General features: G+C 67.7%; 16 protein-coding genes. 5 read left to right on the top strand and 11 right to left on the bottom strand.

Annotated elements, in window-relative coordinates; translation table 11 throughout:
- Nucleotides 1-52: 52 nt before the first annotated feature.
- From ACEN9H_RS11845 to gcl, 6 genes are all read right to left on the bottom strand, one after another.
- On the bottom strand, nucleotides 53-877 hold the full coding sequence (locus ACEN9H_RS11845) for an isocitrate lyase/PEP mutase family protein (protein ID WP_413674894.1): 825 nt from the start codon (nucleotides 875-877) through the stop codon (nucleotides 53-55).
- Between the two features lie 67 nt (nucleotides 878-944).
- Nucleotides 945-2,375: a pyruvate kinase gene (gene pyk, locus ACEN9H_RS11840; RefSeq protein ID WP_413674893.1), complete on the bottom strand. Its 1,431-nt coding sequence runs from the start codon at nucleotides 2,373-2,375 to the stop codon at nucleotides 945-947.
- A gap of 70 nt (nucleotides 2,376-2,445) precedes the next feature.
- Entirely contained in the window at nucleotides 2,446-3,711 is a 1,266-nt protein-coding gene (locus ACEN9H_RS11835) for a glycerate kinase (RefSeq protein WP_413674892.1), read from the bottom strand.
- Between the two features lie 26 nt (nucleotides 3,712-3,737).
- On the bottom strand, nucleotides 3,738-4,631 hold the full coding sequence (locus tag ACEN9H_RS11830; protein ID WP_056124841.1) for a 2-hydroxy-3-oxopropionate reductase: 894 nt from the start codon (nucleotides 4,629-4,631) through the stop codon (nucleotides 3,738-3,740).
- Between the two features lie 22 nt (nucleotides 4,632-4,653).
- Nucleotides 4,654-5,433: a hydroxypyruvate isomerase gene (gene hyi, locus ACEN9H_RS11825; RefSeq protein WP_413674891.1), complete on the bottom strand. Its 780-nt coding sequence runs from the start codon at nucleotides 5,431-5,433 to the stop codon at nucleotides 4,654-4,656.
- Between the two features lie 25 nt (nucleotides 5,434-5,458).
- Nucleotides 5,459-7,228, bottom strand: coding sequence for a glyoxylate carboligase (gene gcl / locus ACEN9H_RS11820; RefSeq protein WP_413674890.1), 1,770 nt, complete (start codon nucleotides 7,226-7,228; stop codon nucleotides 5,459-5,461).
- Between the two features lie 124 nt (nucleotides 7,229-7,352).
- Between gcl and ACEN9H_RS11815 the strand changes: the two genes are divergently transcribed.
- Nucleotides 7,353-8,258, top strand: a complete 906-nt coding sequence (locus ACEN9H_RS11815) for a LysR family transcriptional regulator (RefSeq protein WP_413674889.1) — start codon at nucleotides 7,353-7,355, stop codon at nucleotides 8,256-8,258.
- Between the two features lie 9 nt (nucleotides 8,259-8,267).
- Here the strand turns inward: ACEN9H_RS11815 and ACEN9H_RS11810 are convergent, their stop codons facing one another.
- The 3 genes from ACEN9H_RS11810 to ACEN9H_RS11800 all read right to left on the bottom strand — a co-directional run bounded on the left by ACEN9H_RS11810 (nucleotide 8,268) and on the right by ACEN9H_RS11800 (nucleotide 11,380).
- A complete protein-coding gene (locus ACEN9H_RS11810; RefSeq protein ID WP_413674888.1) occupies nucleotides 8,268-10,313 on the bottom strand; it encodes a diguanylate cyclase in 2,046 nt (681 codons plus the stop codon).
- Between the two features lie 93 nt (nucleotides 10,314-10,406).
- Nucleotides 10,407-11,174, bottom strand: a complete 768-nt coding sequence (gene map, locus ACEN9H_RS11805; RefSeq protein ID WP_056124854.1) for a type I methionyl aminopeptidase — start codon at nucleotides 11,172-11,174, stop codon at nucleotides 10,407-10,409.
- On the bottom strand, nucleotides 11,171-11,380 hold the full coding sequence (locus tag ACEN9H_RS11800; protein WP_056124858.1) for a ParD-like family protein: 210 nt from the start codon (nucleotides 11,378-11,380) through the stop codon (nucleotides 11,171-11,173). The genes map and ACEN9H_RS11800 overlap by 4 nt, the downstream gene beginning before the upstream one ends.
- Before the next feature lie 178 nt (nucleotides 11,381-11,558).
- Here ACEN9H_RS11800 and ACEN9H_RS11795 point away from each other — a divergent pair, with 178 nt between their 5' ends.
- Nucleotides 11,559-12,116 carry a PEP-CTERM sorting domain-containing protein gene (locus ACEN9H_RS11795; protein ID WP_413674887.1) on the top strand — a complete coding sequence of 186 codons (558 nt, stop codon included), beginning with the start codon at nucleotides 11,559-11,561 and terminating at the stop codon, nucleotides 12,114-12,116.
- A gap of 31 nt (nucleotides 12,117-12,147) precedes the next feature.
- Here the strand turns inward: ACEN9H_RS11795 and ACEN9H_RS11790 are convergent, their stop codons facing one another.
- Entirely contained in the window at nucleotides 12,148-13,080 is a 933-nt protein-coding gene (locus tag ACEN9H_RS11790; RefSeq protein WP_056124866.1) for a LysR family transcriptional regulator, read from the bottom strand.
- 106 nt (nucleotides 13,081-13,186) lie between these two features.
- Here ACEN9H_RS11790 and ACEN9H_RS11785 point away from each other — a divergent pair, with 106 nt between their 5' ends.
- Both ACEN9H_RS11785 and ACEN9H_RS11780 read left to right on the top strand, forming a co-directional pair.
- Nucleotides 13,187-13,588, top strand: coding sequence for a hypothetical protein (locus ACEN9H_RS11785; protein WP_371766766.1), 402 nt, complete (start codon nucleotides 13,187-13,189; stop codon nucleotides 13,586-13,588).
- Between the two features lie 109 nt (nucleotides 13,589-13,697).
- The gene (locus ACEN9H_RS11780; RefSeq protein WP_413674886.1) at nucleotides 13,698-14,996 is read left to right on the top strand and encodes an NAD(P)/FAD-dependent oxidoreductase; all 1,299 of its coding nucleotides are present in this window, start codon (nucleotides 13,698-13,700) and stop codon (nucleotides 14,994-14,996) included.
- Nucleotides 14,997-15,010: 14 nt separating this feature from the next.
- On the opposite strand, the gene ACEN9H_RS11775 is transcribed toward ACEN9H_RS11780, so the two are convergent.
- The gene (locus ACEN9H_RS11775) at nucleotides 15,011-15,751 is read right to left on the bottom strand and encodes an SDR family NAD(P)-dependent oxidoreductase (RefSeq protein ID WP_413674885.1); all 741 of its coding nucleotides are present in this window, start codon (nucleotides 15,749-15,751) and stop codon (nucleotides 15,011-15,013) included.
- Between the two features lie 110 nt (nucleotides 15,752-15,861).
- Between ACEN9H_RS11775 and ACEN9H_RS11770 the strand changes: the two genes are divergently transcribed.
- A complete protein-coding gene (locus ACEN9H_RS11770; protein WP_413674884.1) occupies nucleotides 15,862-16,746 on the top strand; it encodes a LysR family transcriptional regulator in 885 nt (294 codons plus the stop codon).
- Nucleotides 16,747-16,806: the final 60 nt, after the last annotated feature.

The following is a 16,806-nucleotide window of genomic DNA, read 5'->3' as shown; positions in this document are numbered from 1 at the left end:
GTACCGAATCCTGTATTTCAGCATGGGTTCCCGCTTCCGCGGGAACGACGGATCACGGCGCTGTAAACACGCGGTTCAGCTCAGCCGCCGGCAGCGCATCGTCCGCATACCCGAAGGTGCCCTGCTCCAGCACTTCTTTCGCGTCGCGCACGAGCGCGCCGTACGCGGCGCGCGCAAGCGACGCGCCCAGGCTCACGCGCGTGACGCCCAGCGCCGCCAGTTCCGCCACGGTCAGGCCCAGGCCCGGCGCGCCGGCCATGAAGTTCACCGGCCGGTCGACCGCGCGCACGACGGCCGCGATGTCTTCCCGTTTCGCGATACCCGGCGCGAACAGCACGTCGGCACCCGCTTCCTGGTAAGCCTGCAGGCGGCGGATGGTGTCGGCCAGGTCCGGCCGGCCCACGCGGAAGTTTTCCGCGCGCGCCGTCAGCATGAATTTGAAGGGGAGCCCACGCGCCGCCTCCACGGCCGCGCGGATGCGGTCGGTGGCGAGGCCGATGTCGAACAACGGCGCGTCCCGGTCGTCGGTCGCGTCCTCGATGGAACCGCCGACGATGCCCGTCGCCGCCGCCTCGGCGATCGTGCGGGCCGCGTCTTCCGGCGCGGCGCCGAAGCCGGATTGCAGGTCGGCGGACAGCGGCAGGTCGGTCGCCGCGGCCAGTTCGGCCAGGTGCGGCAGCATCTCCGCGATGGTGATCGTCGGATCCGTCTTCGCCTTCGAGAACGCGAAGCCGGCGCTGGTGCCCGCCAGCGCCTGGTAGCCCAGGTGCTGCAGCAGCTTCGCCGATCCCGCATCCCACGGGTTCGGGATGACGAAGCAGTTGCCGCGGCGGTGCAGGTCGACGAATGCCTGCGCTTTTTCCAGCTGGGTCTTCATGCGCTTCTCCTGTCGGTGGTGGAAACCCTACGTTACCAGAGCCGCGCGGCAGAAGATGCGCACATAGTCACACGCCCGGTTCCTCGCCCACGCGCACGACGTGCAGCAGGTTCGTGCGGCCCGGACGCCCGGACGGGAAGCCCGCCACCACGACGACGTCGTCGCCCGCATCGGCCAGGCCATGGAAACGCGCGGCCGCGACGCCGTCCGCCACCATGCGGTCGAAGCCTTCCGCTTCCTCGAACGGCACCGGATGCACGCCCCACACGAGCGCGAGCCGGCGCGCGATGGCCATCTTCGGCGTCAAGGCGAGGATAGTCGCGGTGGGACGCTCCCGGCTCGCGCGCAGGCACGTCGCGCCGCTCGCGGTGTACGTGACGGTGGCGGCGGGCGCCAGCAAATTCGTCACGCGGCGCAGCGCGCAGCAGATGGCGTCCGCGGTCGTCTTGTCGGCCGGCTTGTGGCTCGCATCCAGGCCTTCGCGCCAGCGCGGGTCCTGCTCCACTTCGCGGATCACATTGTCCATCACCGCCACCGATTGCACCGGGTACTGGCCGGACGCCGACTCGGCCGACAGCATCACGGCGTCCGCGCCTTCGTAGATGGCGGTGGCGACGTCCGACACTTCGGCGCGCGTGGGCACCGGCGCCGTCGTCATCGATTCCAGCATCTGCGTGGCGACGACGACGGGGCGGCCGGCCGCGCGCGCCGCGTGCACGATCCGGCGCTGCAGCACGGGGACCTGTTGCGGCGGGAGTTCCACGCCCAGGTCGCCACGCGCCACCATGATGCCGTCGGCCAGCGCCACGATGCCGTCCAGCGCATCGATCGCGGCCGGCTTTTCCAGCTTGGCCATGATCCACGCCCGGTCGCCGATCAGGCTCCTCGCCTCGACGATGTCCTCGGGGCGCTGCACGAACGACAGCGCGACCCAGTCCACGCCCAGCTCCAGGCCGAACGCCAGGTCGGCGCGGTCCTTGGGAGTCAGCGGGGAAATCGGCAGCACGACGCCGGGCACGTTGACGCCCTTGCGGTCGGACAGCGCGCCGCCCACCATCACGGTCGTCTCGGCGAAGTCGACGCCGCAGGCGTCCACGCGCAGGCGCAGCTTGCCGTCGTCCAGCAGCAGGTCGGTGCCGGGGCGCAGCGCGGCGAAGATCTCCGGATGCGGCATGCCGGCGCGGGTCGCGTCGCCCTCAGTAGTGTCGAGGTCGAGGCGGAAGCGGCTGCCGGCTTCGAGGACGGCTTTGCCGCCCGCCATGCGGCCCACGCGCAGCTTCGGTCCCTGCAAGTCCATCAGCACGCCGATGGGCCGGCCGATGTCGCGCTCGACGCTGCGGATGGTGTTGTAGCGCGCGGCATGGTCGTCGTGGCTGCCGTGGCTGAAGTTCAAACGGAAGACGTCGGCGCCGGCGAGTGCGAGCGCGTAGATCTGGTCGGGGGTGGAACTGGAGGGGCCGAGAGTGGCGAGGATGCGGGCGCGGCGTTGGCGTAGCATGGGTTAATCCTTAAAAAAAACGGGTACGCCGCCGCCGCGGCGCACCCGTTAAAGGGAAGACGTTTCTTTTTCAGGCGACGTAGATTGCGCGGAAATCGTTCACGTTGGTCAAGGTGGGTCCCGTGATGAGGGAATCGCCCAGCGCACGGAAGAACGTGTGCGCATCGTTGTTCTCGAGGCTCGCGCGCGGCGGCAGGCCGTGTTCCCAGCCGCGCGCCAGGGTGTCCGGCGTGACGAACGCGCCGGCGATTTCCTCGGCGCCGTCGACGCCGTCGGTGTCCCCGGCCAGCGCGTGGATATCCGGCGCACCGTCCAGCGCGACGGCGAGCGCCAGCAGGAATTCGACGTTGCGGCCGCCGCGGCCGTTGCCGCGGATGGTGACGGTCGTCTCGCCGCCGGACAGCAGCACGCACGGTCCCGCGGCCGGCTGGCCGTGGCGGCGCGCCTGCAGGGCGATGCCGGCCATGACCTTGGCCACGTCGCGCGCCTCGCCCTCGATGCTGTCGCCGAGGATCAGCGGCGTCACGCCGGCCTTGCGGGCGACGTCGGCCGCGGCCTCCAGCGCCATCTGCGGCGACGCGACGATGTGCGTGTCGACGTGGTCCAGGCGGCGGTTGCCCGGCTTGACGGTTTCACCCATGCCGGATTCCAGCAGGCGGCGCGCGCCCGCCGGCAGGTCGATGCCGTAGCGGCGCACGACTTCCAGCGCATCTGCGCAGGTCGTCGGGTCGGCCACGGTGGGACCGGAGGCGATGTCCATCGGGTTGTCGCCCGGGACGTCGGAAATCAGGAGGTTGACGACGCGCGCCGGGTGGCAGGCCGCGGCCAGCCGGCCGCCCTTGATGGCGGACAGGTGGCGGCGCACGCAGTTCATTTCGGTGATGCTGGCGCCGGAAGCGAGCAGCGCGCGGTTGATCGCCTGCTTGTCTTCCAGCGTGACGCCCTCGCCCGGCAACGGCAGCAGCGCGGAACCGCCGCCGGAGATCAGGCAGATCACGAGGTCGTCCGCCGACAGGCCGCGCACCGTGCGCAGCATGCGCTGGGCGGCTTCGCGGCCGGCGGCGTCGGGGACCGGATGGGCGGCTTCGACGATCTCGATGCGTTCGCACGGCACGGCATAGCCGTAGCGCGTAACGACGAGGCCCGACAGCGGACCGGGCCAGCTGCGCTCCAGCGCCTGCGCCATCGCGGCGGACGCCTTGCCGGCGCCGATCACCACCGTGCGGCCCTTCGGCGGCGCCGGCAGGTTGCGCGGGATGCACAGCGCAGGCTGGGCCGCGTCGACGGCGGCGGTGAACATGCTGGCGAGCAGTTCGCGTGGGGTCATCGTAGTCATCGTAGTCTCCTGTCCGGTCGCCGTCATTACTGCTGCTTCTGGCCGATCTCGAAGTTCGACATGATCTCCAGAGCGCGCACCATCGCGGAGTGGTCCCAGCTGCCGCCTTCGTGCGCCGCGCAGGTGTTGAACAGTTCCTGCGCGGTGGCGGTGTTCGGCAGCGCCACGCCCAGCTGGCGGCCGGTGGTCAGGGCCAGGTTCAGGTCCTTGCGGTGCAGGTCGATACGGAAGCCCGGCGCGAACGTGCGCTTGACCATCCGTTCCCCATGCACTTCGAGGATGCGCGAGTTCGCGAAACCGCCCATCAGCGCCTCGCGGACGCGGGCCGGATCGGCGCCGGCCTTGGCGGCCAGCAGCAGCGCCTCGCCGACCGCTTCGATCGTCAGCGCCACGATGATCTGGTTCGCGACCTTGGTGATCTGGCCGTCGCCGTTGCCGCCGACGAGCGTGATGTTCTTGCCCATCTTGTCGAACAGCGGCTTCACTTTCGCGAACGCCGCCTCGCTGCCGCCGACCATGATGGTCAGGCTCGCGGCCTTGGCGCCCACTTCGCCGCCGGATACCGGCGCATCCAGGTATTCGCAGCCCAGCGCGTTGATGCGCTTGGCGAAATCCTTCGTGGCGACCGGGGAGATCGAGCTCATGTCGACGACGATCTTGCCGGCCGACAGGGCCGAGGCCACGCCGTCCTTGCCGAACAGGACCTCGTCCACCTGCGGGGTGTCCGGGACCATGATGAAGATGATGTCCGCCTGCGCGGCCACTTCGGCGCCGTTCAGGCACACGCGGGCACCCGCTTCGACGAGGGCCGACGGGGTCGGGCCGACGGTGTTGGTGAACAGCGTGTGGCCGTCGTTGATGAGGTGTCCCGCCATCGGGGCACCCATGATGCCCAGGCCGATGAATCCGATGTTTGCCATGATGTGTCTCCTTGTAGTTTGATTAAGCGTTCAGCCGGGCGATCCAGTCCAGGCCCGCGCGGGTGTCGGCGGCCGGCTTGTACTCGCAGCCGATCCAGCCGTCGTAGCCGATGCGGTCGAGGTGCTTGAACAGGAACGGGTAATTGATCTCGCCCGTGCCCGGCTCGTTGCGGCCCGGGTTGTCCGCGACCTGGATGTGCGCGATGCTGCCCAGGTGCTTCTCGACCGTCTTCGCCAGCTCGCCTTCCGTGCGCTGGGCGTGGTAGACGTCGTACTGGACGAACAGGTTGTCCGCGCCCACCGAGTCGATCAGGTCGAGCGCCTGCCGCGTCGTGTTCAGGTAGAAGCCCGGAATGTCGTACGTGTTGATCGGTTCGATCAGCAGCTTGACGCCGGCCTGCTTCAGCTGCGTCGCGGCGTAGCGCAGGTTGTCGACGACGGTCCGGCGCAGCGTGCCTTCGTCGACGCCGGCCGGCGCGATGCCCACCAGGCAGTTCACCTGACGGCAGTTCAGCGCTTTCGCGTAGTCGATGGCGCGGGCGACGCCTTCGCGGAACTCGGCCTCGCGGCCCGGCAGCACGGCGATGCCGCGTTCACCTTTTTCCCAGTCGCCGGCCGGCAGGTTGTGCAGGACCTGCGTCAGGCCGAATTCCTGCAGGCGTTCCGCCAGCGCTTCCTTTTCGAACCCGTACGGGAACAGGTATTCGACGCCCTTGAACCCCGCGTCGCGCGCCGCTTCGAAGCGGTCGAGGAACGGCAGTTCGTTGAACAGCATCGTCAGGTTGGCAGCAAATCTTGGCATGTCGTTCTCCTGAGTCTTCTTACTTTTAAACGCGAATCGCGGTCGGGGCATCGCCCGGATGGTCGGCCAGCGGTTCGAATTCGTTGATGGCGTCGATCTCCAGGCCCATCGCGATGTTGGTCACGCGCTCCAGGATGATCTCGACGATCACCGGTACGCGGTGCTCGGACATCAGCTTGCGGGCTTCGGCGAACGCCGGCTGGATGTCGTCGACCTGGCGCACGCGGATCGCCTTGCAGCCCAGGCCTTCGGCCACGGCCACGTGGTCGACACCGTAGGAGCCGAGCTCCGGCGCGTTGATGTTCTCGAACGCCAGCTGGACGCAGTAATCCATGTCGAAGCCGCGCTGCGCCTGGCGGATCAGGCCCAGGTAGGCGTTGTTGACGACGACGTGCAGGTACGGCAGCTTGAACTGCGCGCCGACGGCCAGTTCCTCGATCATGAACTGGAAGTCGTAGTCGCCGGAGATCGCGACAACGTCCGTCTTGGCGCCGGAAGCGACGACACCCAGTGCCGCCGGCACGGTCCAGCCCAGCGGGCCCGCCTGGCCGCAGTTGATCCAGTTGCGCTCCTTGTACACGTGCAGGAACTGCGCGGCGGCGATCTGCGACAGGCCGATGGTGCTGACGTAGGTCGTGTCCTTGCCGAAGGCGCGGTTCATCTCTTCGTACACGCGCTGCGGCTTGATCGGGTTGTTCTCGAAGTGCGTCTTGCGCAGCATCGTGCGCTTGCGTTCCTGGCACTGCGCCGCCCAGGCGCTGCGGTCCGGCAGGCCGCCGATGGACGCCATGCCGCGGGCCACGTCGATCAGCAGGTCCAGCGCGGCGCCCGCGTCGGAGACGATGCCCAGGTCCGGCCCGAACACGCGGCCGATCTGGGTCGGTTCGATGTCGATGTGGACGAACTTGCGGCCCTTCTTGTAGACGTCGACGGAACCCGTGTGGCGGTTCGCCCAGCGGTTGCCGATGCCGATCACGAAGTCGGATTCCAGCATCGTCGCGTTGCCGTAGCGGTGCGACGTCTGCAGGCCGACCATGCCCGCCATCAGCGGGTGGTCGTCGGGGATCGCGCCCCAGCCCATCAAGGTCGGGATCACGGGCACGCCGACGATCTCGGCGAATTCCTGCAGGCGCGCGGCGGCATCGGCATTGATCACGCCGCCGCCGCAAACGATCAGCGGACGCTCGGCCGCGTTCAGCATCGCCAGCGCCTTCTCGGCCTGGGCGCGGGTCGCGGCGGGTTTATAGACCGGCAGCGGCTCGTAGGTGTCGATGTCGAATTCGATCTCGGCCACCTGCACGTCGAACGGCAGGTCGATCAGCACGGGGCCCGGGCGGCCCGAGCGCATCAGGTGGAAGGCCTGCTGGACGACGCGCGGCAGCAGGTCCGGCTCGCGCACGGTGACGGCCCACTTGGTGACCGGCTTGGCGATCGACTCGATGTCGACGGCCTGGAAGTCTTCCTTGTACAGGCGGGCACGCGGGGCCTGGCCGGTAATGCATAGGATAGGTATCGAATCGGCCCAGGCGGAATACAGGCCCGTGATCATGTCGGTGCCGGCCGGACCCGACGTGCCGATGCAGACGCCGATGTTGCCGGCCTTGGCGCGGGTATAACCCTCGGCCATGTGCGAGGCGCCTTCCACGTGACGGGCGAGCACGTGCTCGAAGCCGCCGTTCTTCTTCATCGCCGAGTAAAACGGGTTGATCGCGGCGCCGGGCACGCCGAACACCGTACTCACACCTTCCTTGCGCAGCACTTCCGCCGCTGCGTCGATTGCTCTCATTCGGGCCATATTCTCCTCCGTTGCTATGGTTAGTCTTGGACTGATGACCCAGCATAGCCATAAGCCACGGTAAGTTGAATTGCTGCTATTATCGGCTCTGTCGATACTTTAAGTATTGAATGGGAAAAAAGGCATGGACCGCTACACGGAAATACGCAGCTTCGTACTCATCACCGAAAAGGGCAGTTTCGCGGGCGCCGCGCTGGCGGAAGGCGTGACGCCCGTCGTCATGGGCCGCCGCCTGGACGGCCTGGAACAACGCCTCGGCGTGCGCCTGATGCACCGCTCGACGCGTGGCCTCACGTTGACGGCGCTGGGCGAACAGTTCATCGAACCGTGCCGCCAGTTGCTGCGCGATTTCGACATCACGGAAAACAGCATCAGCGCGGGCCGCAGCACGGTGCGCGGCCACCTGGTCGTGTCGGCGCCGGCGGCGTTCGGGCGCAAGCACGTGGCGCCGCAGGCGCCGGCATTCCGGGCCATCCACACGGAACTCAAGATGTCGTTCAACTTCACCGACAGCGTCGTCGACCTCGTGCGCGAAGGCTACGACATGTCGATCCGCATCGGCGAAGTGACGGATCCGAACTACGTGGCGATTCCGCTCTTCCCCAACCGGCGCGTCGTGTGCGGCACGCCCGACTACTTCGAGCGCAACGGCGTGCCGCGCGCGCCGGAAGATCTCGCGCGCCACAACTGCCTCGCTTTCAACCTGCAGGGCGGCCAGCAGCGCGGCTGGACGTTCCAGCGCGACGGCAAGCTGTTCGCCGTGCGCGTGGACGGCGACCTCGCGTGCAACGACGGCGAGCTGCTGTTCGCCTGGGTGAAACAGGGACTGGGCATCGGCTGGCGCTCCACGTGGGAGATCCAGGCCGAGCTGAAACGGGGAGAGCTCGTGACGGTGCTGGACGACTACGCGGTCGGGAATTACCCGATCCAGGCCGTGTTCCCGCAGCAGCGCTACCTGCCGGCGAAGATCCGCCACTTCATCGATCACCTGAAGGCGGTGTACAACACGCCGGGGTATTGGGAGTCCTGACGCCGGCCGTCAGGCTGCCGCCCGGACCGGCGGCGCGGCCGGCCCGATGACGGTCGCCAGCGCGAGCACGCCGTCGGCGGCCGCCCGCTTCAGGTCCGCATCCGCCGCGGCGATCACGTGCGGCGCCAGCACGGCGGCGTCCAGGATCCCCACCGCCCGGTTACGCCCGCCCTGCTTGGCCGCGTACAGGCACAGGTCGGCGAGATGGACCAGTTGCTCCCAGTCCGGATCGACGTCGCCCGGGCTCAGGGACTTGGGGCAGAAGCCGATGGAAATCATCACGTCCAGCGCGCGGTCGTCCAGCGCGATCGGCGTGCCGCCCACGGCCGCCAGCACGCGCGCGCACACCTGGCGCGCTTCGTCCGTGCCGATGCCCGGCAGGTAGGCGAGGAATTCCTCGCCGCCCCAGCGCACCAGCACATCCTGTTCGCGCAGCGTGGCAGCCAGGCGCGCGGCCACGTTCTTCAGCACGACGTCGCCCGCGCCATGGCCCAGCGTGTCGTTGATCGACTTGAAGCGGTCGATGTCCATCAGCAGGAACACGCCGCCCGTGCGCCCTTCCGCGCCGGCGCGCCGTTCGGACGCGGCGCCCGCCTTGCGGTGGTGATGGGGCACGACGTGTTCGTAGAAGTAGTGCCGGTTGAAGAGCCCCGTCAGCGAATCGCGCGTGCTTTGCAGGAACAGCTGGTCGTTCTTCTGTTGCAGCGACTTGTTCGCCTTCGCCACGCGCCGGTACAGGAAGCCGATCAGGACGACGGCGATGCAGGTCGTCGCGCACAGCGCCACCCACAGGCTCCGCTGGCGCCTGGCGTTCCGCAGGTCCGCGGCCTTCAACACGCTCTCGTGGTGGAGCGCGGCGAGTTCGCTCTGCTTCTTCTGGTTGTCCCAGGCCCGCTGCAACGCTTCATAGGACGATTGCTTTTCCTTGCGCCACGCGGCCAGCGATACGGAACCGGCTTTTTCGTAGATCGTCAACGCCGCCTCGCCAAAACCGACCTGGCCCAGCGCATGGCCGTAGTTGAGCAGCATGCGGACGTACTGGTCGTCGTTCTTCAGCGCCTCGAGCGCCTGGTCCGCCATGGCCCTTCCTTCGGCGATGTTGCGGAAGTAGATTTGGGAGAGTCCGAGTTCGAACGAGGCGAGCTGGATGCCGTAGTCGTCGCCGACGGCGCGCGAGATGCGCAGCGCCGCCACGGCCGCACGTTCTGCCTCGCCGTAGCGCCGGCTCTGCATGTAGAGCTCCGCCAGATTCGCCAGCGGCACCGCCAGTCTCTCCCGCGCATGGAGTTTTTCCAGGATGTCGACCGCGGCTTTCAGCGCGGCTTCGGCACGCTTCAGGTTGCCGGCGCGCGCGGCCGTCCCGTATTCGGACAGGCGCGCATGCGCGAGTTGGCCGGCGATGCCGCGCGCCCGCGCGGCGGCGATCATCTCGTCGGTGCGGGCAAGCGCCTCCGTGGTCTTCCCTACAATGGCCAGCAGGCGCGCCTGTTCACGCAACGCCATTTGCAGGGCGTCCGGATCGGCCCCGGCCCGCGCGACGTCCACCGCACGGGTGACGAATTCGATGCCGCCCGCCGTGTCCCCGTCCTCTTCCGCCAGCAATCCCTGCGTGACGAGTGCCTGGGTTTTCAAATAGGGGTCGGCGGAGTCGGCCGCGAGCCGGGCTGCGCCCTGGATCAGCCGGCGCGCGGCTTCCTGGTCGTGCACGAACATCGACAAGGCATACGCGTGGCTCAGCATCGCCCTCGCCAGCAAATCGTCGTCGTGAAGCTCGCGGCCGAGCCGTTCGGCCCCAAGGGCCGCATCGACGGCCCGGTTCTTGTCCTTCATCCACCAGTAAGCGCGGCTGGTCACGACGAGAACCTGGCCCAGTTCGCGGCCGGTGTGCACCTGCCGCAGCGCATCCAGCCGCTGCAATGCCGCGCGCGGCATGACGTACGCTTCTTCCCGGATAACGGTCAAGTCGCGGGTAAAGTCTTCATGCACGTCGCCGGACCGGGCCACGGCCGCCTGGCAGACGAGCAGCAGGCCCAATAATATCCGGCGCACAACCATGCTTCCTCCAAACGTAGTCCCGGATAGTAACATCAGGAAACGTCAGATTCCACAAATCAAGTTGTAACGTATCTATTGACCCACGGAAACGTATTAGCCGGGCATCTTTTCGCCGGCCCGCAAGGTCAACACGCGAACGCCGCTGCGGGTCACGGCCACGGTATGCTCGAACTGCGCGGACAGCGCGCCGTCGCACGTACGCACCGTCCAACCGTCGTCCTCGGTGTGCACGGCAGAGCGGCCCGCGTTGAGCATCGGCTCGATCGTGAACACCATGCCTTCGCGCAGCACGAGGCCCGTCTGCGGGCGGCCCCAGTGCAGCACCTGCGGCGGCTCGTGCATCTCGCGCCCGATGCCGTGGCCGCAGTACTCGCGCACGACCGCATAGCCGTGGCGGCGCGCATGCCGTTCGATGGCATGGCCCACGTCGCCCAGCCGCGCGCCGGGACGCACGGCGCGGATGCCCTTCCACATCGCTTCGTACGTCACCTGCACGAGCTTTTGCGCCGGCGCCGCCACGGCGCCGACCAGGTAGGTCTTGCTGGAGTCGGCGATGTAGCCGTTCTTTTCCAGCGTGATGTCGAAGTTCACGATGTCGCCGCTCTGCAGGACGTCCGCCGGCGACGGCACGCCGTGGCACACGACGTCGTTGCGTGACGCGTTCAGCGCGAACGCATAGCCGTACTGGCCCTTGCTGGCGGGGCGCGCGCCCAGCGTGTTCACGATGAAGTCGTCGACCAGGTCGTTCACCTGCATGGTCGACATGCCAACCAGATCGAGCCGGTCGAGCTGCGCGAAGACGTCCGCCAGCAGCTTGCCGGCCGCCGCCATCAGTGCGACTTCCTCCGGCCGCTTCGTCATGACGCCACCTTGAGCGCCTGCGGCACGACGCCCGCCGCCCTCAACTCGCGCGCCATGATCTCGTTGAAGCTCTGCGTCGGATTCAGCTCGCACAGCATGCCGATGCGGACCCAGAAGGCGGCCTGCGCGTTGATCGAGCGGCACGACACCGTGCTCGCCTTGCGGATCTGGTCGTGCAGTTCGTCTTCAATGTTTACGATGCCCATATGCCTACCTTTCATATACGTTCCATATACGAAGTATATATTCTGACCATGCAACGCCGCAAGCACTGTCGGAAAAACTTACACACAACAACATTGATTGCCATAAGTCATTGATTATTATCAAGTGGCATCAATATTGCTTTATGTCCGTCAATATCTATAAACCTCAAGGACCGACATGAAAACCACATCTCTGAAACTCATCGGTGCAATGCTGTTCGTGGCGTTCGGCGCAAGCCAGGCGCAGGCAAGCGTCATCACCTTCGACGACCAGGCGGGTACGCCGACACTGCCGGTGTCCACCGGCGGGCTGACGTTCACCTCCTCGGCCGGCTCTGCATACGTCTGGACGCCCGGCGGCGGCAAGGCCGACAACGGCACCAACAACCTGATCTACGGCCTCGGCGCCACGGTGACCATCACCAGGACCGGCGGCGGCACCTTCACCCTCAACGGATTCGACGCGGGGCTGAGCTGGTACACGTCGGTGAACGCGCTCGACCTGACCCTCAACGGCACGGACACGATCTCGCTCGGCAATGCTTACCAGGGCTACCAGTTTGCGAATCTGAAGAACGTCACGTCCGTCACCTTCTCCGGCGCGCCTGCGAATGGCTATATCGCCATCGACAACGTCGACTTCGACGTCGCCCAGGTGCCCGAGCCGGCCAGCCTGACGCTGCTCGGACTGGGCCTCGCCGGCCTGGCCGCGGCTCGCCGCAAATCGGCGCGCTGATTGCCTGCGCCGCGCGTGGCGGCAACAGGATTCAGGTTCGCCACGCGATGTTTTCCAGCTCGTCCGAAATGACCTGCTGCCCGTGCTCCACCATGAATTCGTGGAACGACGCGGCCACTGTCGGAATCGCGCGCGCCGCCTTGTGCATCACGTGCCATTCGCCCTGCACGACGACGCCGGGCACCGGCAGCACGGCCAGCAGCCGGTTGCGCACTTCCAGCGTGCACGCGTGGACGGACAGGAAGGCAACGCCGAGGCCCGCGGCCGTCATCTGCTTGATCGCCTCGTTGCTCGACAACTCCGACCCGATCGCGAGCGCCACGCCCTCTTCCTCGTAGCGCCGCTCGATCGCCGCGCGCGTGCCGGAGCCGCGTTCGCGCACGAGCAGGTTGTGGGCCGCGATGTCGGCCAGCGTCACGTTCTCCTTCTCCAGCAGCGGATGGCCGGGCGCGACGAAGAACGCCATCGGGTGGCGCGCGAAACGGCTCGCGCTGGTCGGGAATTCGCGCGGCGGCGTGCCCATGATGGCGAGGTCGATCTCGTCGCGCGACAGCATGCCGATCACCTCCGGGCGCGAGCCCACCTGCAGCTTGATGCGTACGTGCGGGCGGCCCGTCGTGAAGCGCACCAGCATCGGCGGCAGCAGGTGCTCCGCCGTCATCACCGCGCCGATGCGCAGCGTACCGGACGTGACGCCCTTCAGCGCCGCGATCTCGTCGCCCGCCTCCTCCCACAGGCCCAGGATGCGCTCCGCGTACCCCACCAGCAGCTCGCCCGCGGCCGTCATCTGGATGTTGCGGCCCTGGCGGCGCGTGAGCGGCACGCCGGCGGCTTCCTCCAACAGTTTCAGGTGCAACGACACGGCCGGCTGCGTCACGTGCATCGCCTCGGCCGCGCGCGACACGCTCTGGTGACGCGCCACGAGCATCAGCGCCTGCAGTTGTTTGAAGCTGGCTGGATACATAAGCTATACCTTATCGAATTCTAAAAAAGATTTATTTTTATTTTATCCCGCCCAGCCGTATAGTAAAAACAATTCAAGCGACAACGACCTGCAAAAGGAGATCATCATGACGGCACAAGCGTTCATCTTCGACTTATCCGCATTCCGTTCGACGGACATCCCCGCCGACGCCGAGCGCCTGCTCGACCAGGCGATCGAAGACGGCCTGCCGTGCGCCCTGATCTCCGAACTGCCGCACCAGGAGGCGGGAGAACAGCTGCGCCGCCGCTTCGGCGACACCGCGCACCACATCTTTTCCGTCGTGCTGACGGGCGCCGATTTCGACACGCGCGGCCACAAGGCCCCGTATTCCGTCGTCCTGGACCAGCTGGGCGTACAGCCCGACGCAGCGCTGGCCGTGACGACGTCGCCGCGCGCCATCGCCGCCGCCCGCACCGCGCGCATCGGCGTACGCACGCCCAAGGCGATCGTCATGCGCAAGGTAGCGATGCAGGCCACGACCCACTGAAGCAGTCTTCCCGGCATCCGCGGGCGCTGCTCCCGCCGGATGCGCGAACGCAGCGCGGCGCGGGGAGTCCCCGGTGCCGCATCGATTCGAAAAAAGAAGGGAGCACACCATGCAGTCCATCGTCATCGTCGGAGGCGGCGTCGCCGGCCTCGAACTCGCCACCCGCCTGGGACGCCGCCTCGGCGCCCGCCACCGGGAACGCGTGATCCTCATCGACAGCGCCCCCACCCACTTCTGGAAACCCCTGCTGCACGCGGTCGCCGCCGGCACCATCGACCCGGCCGACCACATGATCGACCATGCGCGCCAGGCCATCGACAACCACTTCACGTTCGTCTGCGGCGAAGTCGTCCACGTCGACCGCGCCCGCCGCACCCTGACCGTCCGCAGCCGTTTCGATGATGCGCCGGATGCGCATACCGTCATCGATTACGAACGCCTCGTGCTGGCCTACGGCTCCGTCACGAACTTCTTCGGCATCCCCGGCGCGCAGGAACACTGCCTGGCGCTCGACAGCGTGAAAGGCGCGGAAGCGTTCCGCCAGCGCTTCCTCGGGCTGTGCGCCCAGGCGGGACGGCGCCGCAACGCCCGCACGGATGCCGGCGCGCCGCTGCTGGACATCGTCATCGTCGGCGCCGGCCCGACCGGCATCGAACTCGCGGCGGACCTGCGCCACACGGTCGACACGCTGGCCCACTACGGCCTCGCGGGTCTCGAGTCGCCGCACCAGGTGCACATCCGCATCGTCGAGCGCGGGCCGCAGGTGCTGCCGTCGCTGGACGCCGAGGCATCGAACCTGGCCGTGCGCAAGCTGCGCGCGATGGGCATCGAGATCTGCACCGACACCGCGATCGCCGAAGTGCGCGAGGACGAAGTGACGACGACCGACGGCCGCGTGTTCCCCGCCGCGATCACGGTGTGGGCGGCCGGCGTGAAGGGTCCGCGCTTCAGCGCGGGCCTGAACGTGGCGCTGAACCGCAACGACCAGGTGGTCGTGGACAGCCGGCTGCGCAGCGTGACCGATCCCGAGATCCACGCGATGGGCGATTGCTGCACCCTGCTCAATCCGGACAAGACGGCGATGGCCCCGCCCAGCGCCCAGGCCGCGCGCCAGCAGGCGATCTACCTGGCGACGCTGCTGGCGCACAAGGCGCCGGACGTCCTGCCGGGCTTCCAGTACCGCGACTACGGCACGCTCGTGTCGCTGGGCCAGGCGGGCGCGGTCGGCATCCTGCGCCGCGCGATCGGCAACCGTCACCTGCATGTGAAAGGGCCGTTCGCGCTGGCGATGTACGGTCTCACGTACCAGCGCCACGTGATGGGCCATCTGGGCCTCGTGCGGATGTGCGGCAACCTGCTGGCGCGCTGGTTCCGGTCGAAGATGTTGATGCCGGTGCGCTGGCACTGACACCCGCGGCGCGGCTACAGGCGTGCCAGCCGCGCGCCATCGACCCGCAGCGACGCGCCGTCGACGAAGCGGGCCTCGTCCGTGAGCAGGAACGCGATGGCGGCGGCAAGGTCCTCGGGCGCCCCGACGTCCGCCTTGTCGATGACTTCGACGCCGGCCTTCACGTTCGGGTTATCCCACAACATGGGCGTGTCGACGGCCCCCGGCAGCACGGCATTCACGCGGATGCCCTTGGCCTTGCCTTCCAGCGCGGCCGAACGCGTGAGCGACAGCAGCGCCGCCTTCGCCGCCGCATACGGCGCGACAAGGGGTTCCGTCTCGACGGCGTGGACGCTGGAGACGTTGACGATGGCGCCGCCCCGGCGCATGCGCAGGAAAGCCTGCTTGGTGAAGAAGAAGGCGCCCAGCAGGTCGACGTCGAGGATGCCGCGCCAGTCCTGCTCCGTCTGTTCCTCGATCGGTTTGAACAGCATCGTGCCCGCGTTGTTGACGACGTAGTCCCAGCCGCCGAACTGCCCGATCGTCGCGTCGACGGCGGCGATGACCTGGTCTTCGCGCGCCACGTCGCAGGCGATGGTGGCCATGCGCGCGGGGTCGAATTCCTTGCCGAGGTCGGCGCGCGTGGCGTCGAGGCGGTCCAGGTGCAGGCCGGCGAGCATCACGGCGGCCCCGTCCTGCAGCAGGCGCCGCACGGTGGCCCGGCCGATGCCGCCGGATGCGCCGGTGACGATGGCGGTGCGCTGGTCGAAACCCATGACGTTCCCTCCTGTGCATGTCCTTGACACTGCCCGACGATACCACGGGCGGCCGGTTGGGCGGCGCATCGGTCATAATTGCGGTCGCCCAACCATCGCCCAGGACATCCATGTTCGAGATCAGCCAGCTCCGCTGCTTCGTCGCCGTCGCCGAGGAATTGCATTTCAGCCGCGCCGCGGAGCGCCTGAACATGACGCAGCCCCCGCTGAGCCGCCAGATCCGCCTGCTGGAACACCACGTCGGCGCCCAGCTCCTGGAGCGCAACAGCCGCACGGTCCGGCTGACGGCCGCCGGCAAGGCGTTTTTCCCCGAAGCGGCACGCATCCTCCGGATCGCCGAGGAAGCGATGTTTGCCGCCCGCCGCGCCGCGAAGGGCGAACAGGGCAGCATCGCCATCGGCTTCACGTCGGCGTCCGGCTACAGCCTGCTGCCGGAAGTCGTGCGCCGCCTGCGCGAGCGCTCGCCGGGCGTGACGCTGACGTTGAAGGAACTCGTCAGCACGGCCCAAGTCGAAGCGCTGAACGCGGGCGAACTGGACCTGGGCCTGATGCGCCCGCACCCCGTCAGTGCGGACCTGGACAGCCAGCTGATCGCCACGGAAGCCCTGATGCTGGCCATCCACGAGCGCGACGCCGACCAGTGGCCCCAGGAACCCACGCTGGCCGACCTGCACGGCCGGCCGTTCGTCATGTATTCGCCGTACGAGGCGCGGCCCTTCTACCAGATGCTGAGCGAGCGCTTCGCCCGTGCCGGCGTCGTGCCGGACGTCGTCGAGCACATCGGCCAGGTGCACACGATGCTGGCGCTGGTCCGCGCGGGGATCGGCGCCGCCCTCATCGCGGAAGGGGCCGCCCGCCTGAAATTCGACGGCATCGTGATGCGCAGGATGGTGACCGAGCCCGTCGAGACGGTATGCACCTATCGACGCAATCACGACAACCCGGTGCTGCAACTCTTCCTGGAGCAGGTTCTGCCGACGTTTCGGACGCCATAGATTCAATTTCTGAATACTTGCCTTCCTAATTTAGTTTGCTGCTGAATCGATCGAAAGATA

It is taken from the genome of Massilia cellulosiltytica, from assembly GCF_047325105.1.
GTDB lineage: Bacteria > Pseudomonadota > Gammaproteobacteria > Burkholderiales > Burkholderiaceae_D > Telluria > Telluria orientalis.
This window is presented reverse-complemented; position numbering and strand designations above follow the sequence as displayed.